The organism is Anabaenopsis arnoldii (assembly GCF_028331025.1).
Taxonomy (GTDB): Bacteria; Cyanobacteriota; Cyanobacteriia; order Cyanobacteriales; family Nostocaceae; genus Anabaenopsis; species Anabaenopsis arnoldii.
On the sequence record NZ_JAQMUH010000182.1, the window covers coordinates 1 to 12,867 of the forward strand.

General features: G+C 42.6%; 8 protein-coding genes. 3 read left to right on the forward strand and 5 right to left on the reverse strand.

All coding sequences use genetic code 11. The features are described from left to right. Window positions 1-159: 159 nt before the first annotated feature. The 4 genes from PN457_RS15860 to PN457_RS15875 form a co-directional block, all read right to left on the reverse strand. Window positions 160-1,725 (reverse strand): biotin/lipoyl-containing protein, encoded by a 1,566-nt coding sequence (locus PN457_RS15860; RefSeq protein ID WP_271734370.1) that lies wholly within the window; start codon window positions 1,723-1,725, stop codon window positions 160-162. A 48-nt stretch (window positions 1,726-1,773) separates the two neighbouring features. Continuing rightward, on the reverse strand, window positions 1,774-4,788 hold the full coding sequence (locus PN457_RS15865) for a peptidase domain-containing ABC transporter (RefSeq protein ID WP_271734371.1): 3,015 nt from the start codon (window positions 4,786-4,788) through the stop codon (window positions 1,774-1,776). Window positions 4,789-4,873: 85 nt separating this feature from the next. Next, the gene (locus PN457_RS15870; RefSeq protein ID WP_271734373.1) at window positions 4,874-5,626 is read right to left on the reverse strand and encodes a peptidylprolyl isomerase; all 753 of its coding nucleotides are present in this window, start codon (window positions 5,624-5,626) and stop codon (window positions 4,874-4,876) included. A 485-nt stretch (window positions 5,627-6,111) separates the two neighbouring features. Continuing rightward, a complete protein-coding gene (locus tag PN457_RS15875) occupies window positions 6,112-10,161 on the reverse strand; it encodes a glycerophosphodiester phosphodiesterase family protein (RefSeq protein WP_271734379.1) in 4,050 nt (1,349 codons plus the stop codon). Window positions 10,162-10,648: 487 nt separating this feature from the next. Here PN457_RS15875 and PN457_RS15880 point away from each other — a divergent pair, with 487 nt between their 5' ends. Then, entirely contained in the window at window positions 10,649-11,188 is a 540-nt protein-coding gene (locus PN457_RS15880) for a Dps family protein (RefSeq protein WP_271734374.1), read from the forward strand. A 48-nt stretch (window positions 11,189-11,236) separates the two neighbouring features. Next, window positions 11,237-12,004 (forward strand): ChaB family protein, encoded by a 768-nt coding sequence (locus tag PN457_RS15885; RefSeq protein WP_271734376.1) that lies wholly within the window; start codon window positions 11,237-11,239, stop codon window positions 12,002-12,004. A 140-nt stretch (window positions 12,005-12,144) separates the two neighbouring features. On the opposite strand, the gene PN457_RS15890 is transcribed toward PN457_RS15885, so the two are convergent. Beyond that, entirely contained in the window at window positions 12,145-12,417 is a 273-nt protein-coding gene (locus PN457_RS15890) for a GlsB/YeaQ/YmgE family stress response membrane protein (protein ID WP_271734377.1), read from the reverse strand. Between the two features lie 251 nt (window positions 12,418-12,668). On the opposite strand from PN457_RS15890, the gene PN457_RS15895 reads away from it, so the two are divergent. Then, on the forward strand, window positions 12,669-12,867 hold a 199-nt coding region (locus PN457_RS15895), incomplete at its 3' end, for a hypothetical protein (RefSeq protein WP_271734378.1).

Consider the following 12,867-nt stretch of genomic DNA (forward strand, 5'->3'; position numbering starts at 1 on the left):
AAAATCTTCCTTGTCCACTTTCCTTCCTTGTCTTCGGTGGTCTTGCCTTCACAGATCATATTAAAAACCTACCCTTGTAAGGAGAGGGAGGGGTCAAATAATATTCGATACACTAATCATGACTTGACAAACATCCTCTAACCCACCCTACTGAAAAAATTAACGTACCTCTTTCAAACTATCAAATTGTTTATTAAACATTTCAGTAAATAGATTCATGACTGTACGGTCTTCACGAACCCTAATATTAGCGGAGATTGACATACCCGACTGCAAGGATATCTTTCTACCATGAGCATCTAAATATTGTTTATCTAAACTAATTGTAGCGGGGAATCTATAAAATTGATATATTTCGTCTGGTGGTAATGCATCAGAGCCTATACTAATAACTTGTCCTTTAATGTCCCCAAACTGACTGAAAGGAAATGACTCAATTCTCACATCAGTCTTCATTCCTTCCCGGACGAAACCAATATCTCTATTGGTGATAAATACCTCAGCCAGAAAGTTATCATCAGGCACAATTTGCAGCAAGGTTTGACTAGCATTTGCTACAAAACCAGGGGTTTTTGCTTGTAAGTCAAAAATTGTTCCCCCCACAGGAGCGCGAAGTTCTTGATATTCAAAATTTAACTTAACTTGAGAAAGTCTACTATTTACATCTGCCAATCTTTGTTCATTACTTAGCAAAATTCTCATGAATTGGCTATCGATTTCGGCAATACGTTTTTTATTATCAGCTATTTTTTCTAAAACACTTTTACCGGATGCAGCTACAGTATTTTTGAGTTGTTCCTGTCCTTGCTCAATGGTAAACTGTAGACGTTGTAACTCCTGCTCTAATTGGTCTATTTCAGCGGTGAGACGTTGTACCTGTTGTTGCTGATTGAGATACTGTAGCTGAGAGATACCACCTTCTTCTGCTAATATTTTAATTTTATCTAAAATCTGTTGCTGGATAGCCAAGCTAGATTCAGTATCACTCTTTCTCACTCGTATTTGAGCCATTTCTTTTCTCGTTTTCTCTACTTCCAACTGTGCTGCGGCCGAGCGAGAATCAAATTCTTTTTGAGCAAATTGTAAACGTTGCTGTTCATCAACTCCTAAACCTGCGACTGTATTCAAGTTACTCAATTCAGCACGTAACAACTCATTTTCATTAACTAAGGCTGTCCTACTTTTTAACAGAAATTCGGCATTTGCTGGTAACTTAGCCCGGATAAACTCCAATTCTGATGCTGTTGTATAACTATTTGCCATTAAGCGACGATAAATTTCGTTTTCCTCAATTAAGGCTTGGCGAACGTTATTTAATGAATCTAATTCAGCAACAGTAGCCACAGTTTCAAAAGTTAGCAGCAAGTCTCCAGGGTTGACTTTTTCCCCATCTTTGACATGAACCGATTTTACCACCCCATTCACAGGGGCTTGCACTTCTTTGATACTCCCCTCCGGCTTGAGTTGACCTGTAGCAGGGACTACTTGCTCAATCTTGGCGAAATAAGCCCAAGTAATTCCAAAACAAGCTAACAATATCAACGACAGCATAATTGTGCGTGACAAAATTGGCGACTGGCGCAACAAAACTGCTTGATCAAAATTAACATAGTTAGGATTTGCTACAGGCCGACTAGGAACTTTTACCGGAGATGTAAGTACCTCTGAGTCGGGATTTAATCCGGTTTTTTTCTTACCGTTACCATTGCCATTAAGTTGAATCATGATGATGTTATTTGTGTTATTTTATTGGGGGTCAAGTTTTGAAGGCATTTAAGAATTAACTTCTTGTTGTTGGTAAAGATGAAAATAATTACCTTTAGCAGCCATTAATTCTTGATGGCTTCCCTGTTCTATAACCCTGCCATTATCCATGACGACAATCATATCTGCATGGCTGACAGTATTGAGACGGTGGGTGATAAAGAATACCGTATTATCTTTGTATGCTCGAGCTAAATTTAGACAAACTTGTCGCTCTGTGGGATAGTCCAGAGCGCTGGTGGCTTCGTCTAAAACTAATAGTTTTGGTCGTTGTAAAATAGAACGAGCGATCGCAATTCTTTGTCGTTGTCCCCCCGAAAGTCCAGCACCGCGCTCCCCTACCCTTGTGTTGTAGCCGTTGGGTAAGGACATAATAAAATCGTGAGCCGCCGCAATGCGAGCAGCCTCAATGATTTCGTCGGTGGTAGAATCAGGATTCGTCAGGGAAATATTTTCCAAGACCGTACCATCAAATAAGAGTGTTTCTTGGGGAACTACACCCACCTGTCGCCGCAGAGAATACAGTTCCACTTTAGAAATATCGTAACCATCAACCAAGATTCTGCCAGACTCCACCTCATATAGTCTCAGCAGTAACTTCATCATGGTACTTTTACCAGAACCACTCTGCCCAACAATACCAATAAATTTACCCGATGGAATATTAAGGCTGACATTAGAAAGTTGTAGCGGTCCGCTGGTTTGAAACCGGAAGGAAACATTGTCAAAGGTCACATTTCCTGATATTTCAGGTAAGGGAATGTTTTGGCGGTCTGCTTCGGCTTCTTCTGGTGTATCGACAATATCGCTTAACCGTTCTAGAGATAAAGCAGTTTCTTGGAAGCTTTGCCAGAGTTGCGCTAAACGTAATATGGGGCTAGTTACGTAACCTGATATAATCCTAAAGGCGATTAACTCACCTAAAGTTAGTTGTCCTTGGAGTACTAAATAAGAACCCATCCACAAGACTAGCAAGCTACTAAGTTTATTCAGAAAACTACTAGTAGAATTAGCCAGGGTGGAAGTGATCACGGTTTTAAACCCGGCGGCTACATACCGAGCATAACGTTCTTGCCAGGAAAAACGCGATTGCAATTCAATATTTTGCGCTTTTACCGTTTGAATACCCGACATTACCTCAACTAAATAGGATTGAGTGTGGGCGTTGCGTTCAGCCTTGGTACGTAACTGTTTGCTAATGGTGGGGGAAGCAATTAAGGTGAGGATCACAAATATAGGAACTGTCCCCAAACCTACTAAGGTGAGCTGCCAACTATAAAACAGCATCACGATAATATAAATTATCGAAAATACCGCATCTAATACTACCGTTAAAGCAGTACCAGTGAGAAACTGACGAATATTTTCTAATTCATTGATGCGGGTGGCTAGTTCACCTACAGGTCGGCGTTCAAAATAACGCAGGGGTAACCGCAGCAAGTGATCGATAATTTGCGACCCCAAACTCATATCAATGCGGTTGGTTGTATCGACAAATAGATAAGTTCTTAATGTGGTCAGTAAGGCTTCAAACACACCCACCACTAAAAGCAAAATCCCTAAAACATTTAGGGTACCAATGCTATTTTGAACTATAACTTTATCGATAATTAACTGAATGACCAGGGGGTTAGCTAGCTGGGCTAGTTGGACAAAAAACGAAGCAATAAAAACCTCTATGAGAACTCGCCGATGCTTGGAAAGATAAGGAATAAACCATTGGATACCAAAGCGCTCTTGCGGTGTTTCTTTGGTAGTAGCTACCAATAAAACTCTCACCTGGGGAGGTAAGTTGTTTTCATCAACGCTTAATTTGGCTACAAATTCTGCGGTTTTGCTGCGGACAATTCCTTGGGAGGGAACACCTACAACAATACTATTAGGTCCTGTTTCATATAAAACAGCATAACTGCCATCATACTGAATTATGGCTGGTGTAGGAATACGCTCAATTGCCGCAATAGGTAGGTCTACTAACTGGGACTTGAGTCCGACTAATTCTCCTACATAAGCACAAGCTGGAAAGGATATACTACCTTGGCGTTTGATTTGCTCATTTAAGATGCGACGAAGCACCTCCCGGCGAAAGGGCATTTTTAGGTGTTTCGAGAGCATTTGTAAGCAAGCAAGAACTGTATCTAATTCCCCCTTACCTCGAAAAAATGGGTAATTTTGACGTTTTTGTTGACCTTTCTGTTGTGGGGATGGTTGAGACTGGCTAATTTGTTCTCCAGGTATGTTGCGAATATCTAAGTCAACGGTGACGATTCCTTTAGTATGCTCATGGTTATCAACTCTCACTTCATGAGTCTCTAAATGAGTATCTAAAAACGATAAATCCGCCGGCGAAAACCCAATTAACCGTGCAGGAATTTTTCCTTTGACTTCAATGGAGTCACTCACTTCTAAGCGAGATCCAGGGGGAGAGTTGGTGACTGTCCCACCGCCACTGACAAACCAGATTTTTTCTCTATCCAGTTGGTGGTGGCGATTTTTACCGGGACTAAGGTAATTTATTTGGACATTTGCTAAGGCTTGCTCAGTAATTTCTCGCAGGTTGGGAACTGTCCTGGCTTGCTGTTTGATCTGCGGACTCAAAACATCAAAAACTTCTGCCAAATGGCTTTTGTTTAACCGGACATTGGCAAATTCTGGGTAAGCACCAAGAAGCTGTAAGTAGTCCGCCGCACTCACGCTTAAACAGATGACTTCAGTAGATGCGATCGCTGTTTCACAGGCTACTTCTCGTAACAAGCTGATTTCCCCCAGAATTGACCCTGGTTGCAGCAATTTCAGGGTAGTGGGGATTTGGGTTTGCGGATCGTATCCTAATAAGCGTATTTGTCCCTCAAACAGAATTGTCACTTGTTCGGGGAGTTTCTCTTGGCTAATAATTTTCCGCCCCGTACGTTGGCGCCAAACTTGTAGTTTTTCCGATAGCCCAGCAATTACTGCAGTTGGTAATTGCTCAAAGCCTTCCAGACTAGCAATAAATTCTTGAAAGGTACTCTTAGTATAAGTCATTCTTATAATAGCTGGTGACGTTGATTGATAATTTCCTGGTAGTTGAATAGTTATAACTATGTCTTACCAATATGGCAAGTAGTTTTTAAGTGTTTGAATGATTATGATCGGCAATTTTAGCCTTTAACCAAGCTTGAAAACGTTCATTCAACAGCCTTTGTCGTACTGTGGGGTCTAACTGAGATGGCAGTAATTTTTCTAAGCGCACAATGACTATCCAGTTCTCTAATTGAGTAGGAGGTAATAGCTGTTGTGGTTGGGTACTAGCCAATATTTTCGCTAAGATAGGATGGATGGATTGTAACTCTACAGGCCCGACTAAGCCATTGGTCTGTGCTTCTGGTCCTTGAGAATATTCTCGTGCCAACTCGCCAAAAGTTTGTTCTCCTGCTTGAATGCGGAAGTAGATTTCCTGAGCCACACCAATATCATTAGTCCGGATTAGGGAATAAATCACCCGATCTAATTGAGATTTGCGTTGGAAAAAATAAGCATCTAAATCCCCTCCCCAGGTAATTTGTTTAAATTTTTCCAGTTTGAATTGGCGAATGGCTATGGCCCTAAATTTCTCATCACTCAAATTATTTTGTTCTAGCCAACTCTGACGTAGTTCCTCAGAAGTGAGTTGATATTGAAGGGCCAATTGTTCCCCAGCACTTTTCTCTTCTTCTGGCGTACAGTCAATGTCGGCTATGGCCTGGTCAATCACCATTTCTTTGATTAAAGCTGGTAGCAATTGGTATTCTTCGAGCAATTGCAAAATTTCTGCTGTGGAAAAATTACTGAGGTCACTGGTAGTTTGTTGCCACAGGTTTTCCGATTGTATCACTGCTGTCATATCACTTTATAAACAATAGTCTTCAAAAGAACAATGAACAAATCTTGACTACGTACTCATTGGTTCCACTTAGGTAGACACAGCAGCCCAGATGTCACGCCTATATTAGGTGTGTTTAGCTAAGGACTCAGGGTGAACCATAGCGGATTGATTACAGCTATTCTTTGGCTATTATGATGTATGAGGCACATATAGCATACTTTCTGACTTGAACACAAGTAAATAAGCATAGATAAATCCACCAAATATTTACGAGATCTGGATGCTGCTGGTGATGGTATTCATACGGTATTTATTTAATTAGAATTTGCAAGAATACTCATGTCGTTATAACCTGAATCCGCATGATTTGGCAAATCCCCAACACATAAGATCAATAGTTTGCCCATAGAAGCTGATAGCCATACTTAATCATTGGGCCGGTTTACCCCCATCCCTTCCGTAGTATTCACCACAGATAGGGAGGGGATGACAACCGATGTTTGTTAGATGAAGAGGAATTGCTGAGTATTGCTCAAGTCAAGCTGAGTTGGGCTGATACCTTCTATTAGTGCCACATCAACACCGCCAACTTGAATCAGGGTATTTCCCATCCGACCTAGGAGATTTACTTGGTTAGAAGTAATGCCCCCCATACCGATGCGGTCTACTCCCACCTCAAAGTCCTTGACTACATTGGTTGCACTGGGTAAAGAACCAGCAACCACCAGCCAGAAGTTATCTGCGCCTTCACCGCCCCAGAGTAAGTTATTACCCCCTTCACCTGCGTAGAGGCTATCATTACCATCACCACCAAACAGGCGATCGCCCACAGTGGAATATAACTCATCATTACCAGAACCACCATAGAGACGGTTCTGACCATCCGGGCTAGAACGCAGCACATCCCGACCAGAACCGCCAAAGAGCATCTGTCCCCGTCCTTCCACTACTTGTAGGGTGTCATGGTCAGCCGCTCCCAGGAGAATATTAGGCTCAGTGGCCGCTTCAATCACCATCAGAGTGTCATTACCCTGACTACCATCAAGCACAGTACCACCAGCAGGTCCCTGAGACCCTAGATATAGGGTGTCATCTCCCTCACCACCACTTGCATAGCTGTTACCGCCCACGGAGATCACATCATCACCCCCAGCAGAATTAACAGTTACATTTGATGTCAAACTAGCTTCCACCGTATCATCACCATTGCCGGTAAAGACTGTGACTCCAGATTGATTAGTGTTCAGGATGAGGTCATCATTATTGGCTGTACCCATAACCACCCCAGGACTGGGCAAATTTAGCGGCTCTTCCAAACGTAAGAGAATGATTTCATTGTTATCTATAGCCGGTGGTCTACCCACTGAAAACGGATAATTATTATCGTTAGTCAGCAGTAGTGTATTTTCATCAATCACCAGCACAGCCTCAATAGTCACGAAGGGGAAGGTAAATGTAGTGTCAGCATCTCCATTCAAATCATTGGGGTCACTGATATTGAGTAAATCAACGATTTCCTCCTTAGACACAAAACCATTAGCATCAATTTGGGAGAAATCCACCTTGAATACCTTCTTAAACTGGGCCGTTGTCCCTTGACCGTTGTCCCGTTCAATCACCAGAAATTCATTGTCATTCACCACCGTTATAGCACCGATCGCATGGTTAGGTTGTGCCATGGGGTAGTAGCCTACCAGACCCTGAAATTCCTGGGATTGGGCATCAAATCTATAAATCCGCAGAGAATTAGCAGGGTCACCTAAAACAGTACCCTCCAGCATCGGATAGATGGTTTTCTTGTCTGGACTGATAGCCATACCTTCAAATCCCCGAGACCGAGCCAGATTGGAGAACACCGGTTCACCCAGGGATTGTTGTACAACTAAGCTATTAGTTCCGGGGAAATCGCTAAAGAAACCATCAACGCCCAAATCGAGGAACTGTTGATATTCTAGTTTGGGGTCACCATTGTACTCCGCAGCCAGAAAAACATCTTCATCGCGGAAAGTGTAGGGGTGTAGAACTAACCCCACAGCGTGGGCATCTTGTACTAAGGTAGTGGGTGGTTGGAGTTGACCACCTACACTAGGTACAATCAGGCGCTTGTTAGGACCAATACCAGCGGCGTAAGTAGCAATCTCAGCTAATTCTTCAGGGCGAGTCAAATCACCGTAGGTGCGAGCGTCACCACTGACCACGAAATCATAGGGTTGACCATTAGCACCACCGAGCAATTGTACCAATGGGATATCAACGCCAGCCGCCGGCATAATCGACTCTTTCAATTCCTTGAGATTACCTACCTCAAAAGACTGAATAAATATCCGTGAAGGATCTGTAAAGTTTTCCTCTACTAAAGTGTCAATTAGTACCTGACCCAAGCTGGTATTGATGGGTGTTGCACCATCTAACAAAGTACCTTCGGTGGCAAAGAAAGTCGGATGCTTGGTTTCCGGATAAATGCCAATTTTACGACCTGTTTCTACTTCTACTTGCTTCACCAAGTCGATAATTTCTTTCAGGGTAGGAACCTTTAACCCATCATTATCAAAGCTAGTTCCCCGTAAATCCGGTAACCGCTCGATGGAATTGAGGGTTTTGATTTCTTCTAGGGTAAAATCTTCACTAAACCAACCCCTATATGTCCGGCCATCTATGGTTTTAGTAGTCAGGCGATCACCAAACTCTGGACGGTCGTTGACATCCGTGCTGGTGACAGTTCTATTCACTGAACCATCTTCATTAAGAAGTGCTAAGGCGTTTTCATGACGGGCTATTAAATGGCCATCTTTAGTTGGTACTAAATCAGGTTCAATGAAATCAGCACCATCAGCGATCGCCAGTTTATATGCTTCTAGAGTGTGTTCCGGACGTAAACCACTAGCTCCCCGGTGACCAATCACCAAAGGTGCAGTACCGTCTAAAGTAGCAAATTCAGGAGGTAACAGACTGGGGTTATCAGGAGAAATAACCAACGCTCCAGTTAATTGGTCGCGGACTTGGTTACCCGTACCCGGAAAGTCTGTAAAGTAACCATCAATGCCTAACTGGATGAAATCTATATATTCCTGGGCTGGATTACCGTTATAATTTGCCGCTAGAAACCTCCCTTCGTTACGGAAGGTATAAGGATGTACCACCAAGCCCGCAGCATGGGCATCTTGCACCAGACTTGTAGGTGAGGTAGTCGTTTTATCACCATCATTGACTACACCATCACCATTGACATCATCCGCTAGACCGTCACCATTGGAATCCACCCCTTGAACAGAGATAATCATCCGTTTCCACGGGCCAATACCAGAGGCGTAGGTGGCGATTTCTTCTAGTCCTGCTGCTGTCCGCAGGTCACCATAGGTGCGCGGGTCGCCACTCACTACAAAGTCGTAGGGTTGAATTTCACTTAATGAACCATCTAAGTTAACACCCCCTGCATCTAATAACTGAACTAGGGGAATATCCGTTAGTTGACTCAGCTTTTTCAGGTTACCAACTTCAAAGGATTGGATGTAAATCCGTGAGGGGTCGGTGAAACCAGTTTGTTCTAGAGTTGCTAATAAAGGTTCTTCCAGGGACAGACCCTGGTCATTGTGGAAAGTGGGATGTTTGGTTTCCGGATAAATACCTATTTTCTTACCTGTATCAGCTTCTATCTGCTGAACTAACTCAATGATTTCCTCAAAAGTCGGAATTTCATAGATACCATTAAATACTTGAGTACGGTAGCCCTGGGGCATAATCGCCCGTAAAGTTTTGATTTCTGCTAGGGTGAAGTCAGAAGCAAAGAAACCTTCTTCCGCAACACCATCAACTATTTTGGTAGTCCGCCGATCGCTAAATTCTGGACGGGAGGCCACATCAGTGGTGGCGATCAGATTCGGCTCATGACGTGCGATTAATACACCGTCCTTGGTAGAAACCAAATCAGGCTCAACAAAATCAGCGCCCCGTTCAACGGCTAGTTTATAGGCTCCTAGAGTATGCTCTGGTAGTTCTCCGCTAGCTCCTCGATGTCCAATCACAATGGGTGGTTTACCATCGAGAGTATTTAAACTGACGTAATTCGGTGTAGGAATGGGGGCCTGTAATAGCTTACCCGTGCTATCAAAGTGCAGGAGATAAGGACCAAATTCTTCTCCAATCCAGAAAGTCCCATCAGCTGCAACTACCAAGGATTCCAGGTCGAAATCAGCACCAGTTAACAGGCGATCGCTCGTGTTTTCGTTAACAATTGCGAAAGGAATCTGATTGTCAGGGTCAGATAGTTGTACAAAACCCAACACATTAACAGTTGCATCACCCCCGGCGTCGGTGCGGAAGTTGGGGGTAGCGCGATAAATTCGCAGTAAATAATCAGGGCTATTAGCCTTACTACCAAAACCATTATCAGACATTAACCAGAAGGAATCAGCATCGGCTCTCTGGACTGAACTAAATCCCTGTATGGGCTGGCGCTCAAAGGGTATGACTCTACCATTGGTATTACCAGTAATAGCACTACCTGATGATGGACCATCGGCAAAAGTATCAGCAGGAAGAGAAGCAAAACCTATAAGTGTAACTTTCGGGTTGTTGGACTCTGACATAGGATTACGTGGTTGATTATAAGTGCTGTCATTAAGGGATCAGGGGAAAGCATAAGCGATGTTTTCCCGGCTGGAAATTTCCAGTTGGTATTGAGGTTTGCTAACTCACGGTCTTGGTTAATCAACAAACCATAGGGATTTGACTAGATTGACACCTCATGACTTTTGGAAGCTGTCAATCCCATTACCGACTACAAAACCTCCCAAGTATTGCTAGTTACATTAACAATTTTGGGCAGTAATGATTAGGTTAGCCTGCTATTAAAATATTGGACTTTGATTAAGAATCAACTAGCAACAGGTTAAAAAATAAATAATTCTCTATTAAGAGATACAAATAAATCTCACCATAGGTGGTAATTAATGATGCGGAAATGATCTTCCCCCTGGTTGATGTTGATTATATCTATATATCGGAAAATTTATACATAGGTTAGCTTAGGGATGGAAAGCAATGCGTATAATTAATATTGGTTTGACAAAAGAACAACGTCAGGGTGTGATGAATCTGTTGAATCAAGACTTAGCAGATTCCTACGTTCTGATAGTAAAAACCAAAAAGTACCATTGGGATGTTGTAGGGCCTCAGTTCCGTAGTTTGCATGAACTTTGGGAAGAACAGTATGAGAAATTGACTGAAAACATTGATGCTTTAGCAGAACGGATTCGGGCTTTGGGCGGTTTCCCAGTGGGTACAATGGCCGAATTTCTCAAGATTGCTACCCTCAAAGAACATAGCGGTGATTTACCCTTAGCAACAGAGATGGTAGCCCGATTGGTAGAAGATCATGAGCAGCTAATTCGTAATTTGCGCGACCATGTGGATCAGTGTAGTCAACAGTTTCATGATGAGGGAACTGCTGACTTTTTAACTGGACTCATGGAAGAGCATGAACAGATGGCTTGGATGCTGCGTTCATTCATTGAGGGACAAGCCTTAGAACCCAGCGGTGCACAACCAGAAGCAGAAACTAAAACCCCTGTGGGTGTATAGAAGTCAACCTTCCTAGTATTGCCAAAATAAGTTTTCAGGAGTATTTAAGTGCCAGAACTTTATCAAGCAGAACGTACCATATCAGCTGTATTCAAAGAACAAAAGCAAATTGATCAGGTGATTCGACGCTTACTAGATAGGGGTGTACCTAGAGATAATATTTCGGTCATGGGCAAAGATTTCCAATCAGAAACGCGAATTTCTGGTTTTATTACTAAGAAAGATGTAATTCTAGGAGGCTTGAGAACAGGAGCTATTTTTGGTTCATTGTTTGGCTCGTTTCTCAGCTTACTAACTGGTGTGGGCGTACTGTTCGTTCCCTTTGTGGGCCCAATTGTAGCCGCAGGTCCGATAGGTGCGTTGTTGCTAGGTGCTGCTAGTGGAGCGATCGCAGGTAGCGCCGGCGCTGGACTAGTGTCAGCCTTAACAGCTTGGGGGATGTCTGAAGACAAAGCCACAGTTTATCAAACACGCTTACAAGCTGGCCAGTTTATATTAATGGCAGAAGTGCCAAGCGATCGCCTGGGGGAATTTCAATTACTGATCGAAAGTTCTGGTGGTGAAGAAATTCACACAACTGATAAAACATTGACTCATCCCTGTTCTGGCCCATGTAACAGTCCAGATGACTTGTCTTTGGAAGTTCGCTCTCATCTTTCCCAAGCAGCTCAAGGAACATTCATGACTCGCTATAATGCCGTTTTGGAGCAGACCGGTGACGAGTTAATCTCTGAACAAGCCGCTTGGGAAGCTGTTCATGAACAGTTTGATGAAGATGAAACTGGTGTCTGGTCAAAAGCCAAGGTAAAGGTTTAGAGCAAATCACAAGTTAATCAAGGTTATCTCCAGATTTATTCGTATTTTTTTTGTGACTCCACTCTTGATAAAAAAAGTGGAGTATTTAATATTTCCTCCTATTAACTTGCATCTCATAACTATCATTGCTATGTTGCTAACTAATGACTGGTTCTACCCGTGAGCAAATCCCATAAAAAGATGGCAATTATTGCCCCAATAATAGCGACAATTAGACCAGGAATACTCAGAGTCGCAGCAGTAATTTGTAATCTTCCTGTCTCTAACAGAGTAGCAATAGTTCCCCCGATTAAAGCACCGACAATACCCAAGATCATAGTTGCAATGATTCCGCCACCCTGACGACCAGGATAAATAGCTTTACCAATAGCCCCAGCAATCAAACCCAGAATGATCCAAGCAATTATGTTCATACTGAAAATTATCAAAAGGGTTACCAATAATTTATTAATTCCCATGTAGTATTCCTTCTACCATAAGAGATAGCTACGAAGTATTAACAATAATCTCCCTTGATAACTACACGCCTATACTCATGAGTTCTGTCCATAGGTGAAACAGCATTCATTTAATCCTGCTTTTAGTAGGGGATTGAACCGAGACAAGGAAAATTAATCTTCTTTTTGTCACCCGGTAATTTAATATTTCACAATATATTTAGAGGATGTTTGATAAGTTTTCCACGGGTAATTTTTATCTTAAGGAACAGACAAAAAACAATCAAATCCAGTCCCCTCCCCTGACAAGGACAAGACAAGGTGGACAAGGTGGACTAGGTGACAAGGGAGAAAAACAGTACAAAGTCTGTATTCTTAGTAAGAAAAATAGCCCCTTAAAAGACCATTGTCCGGATAAAATCTTCC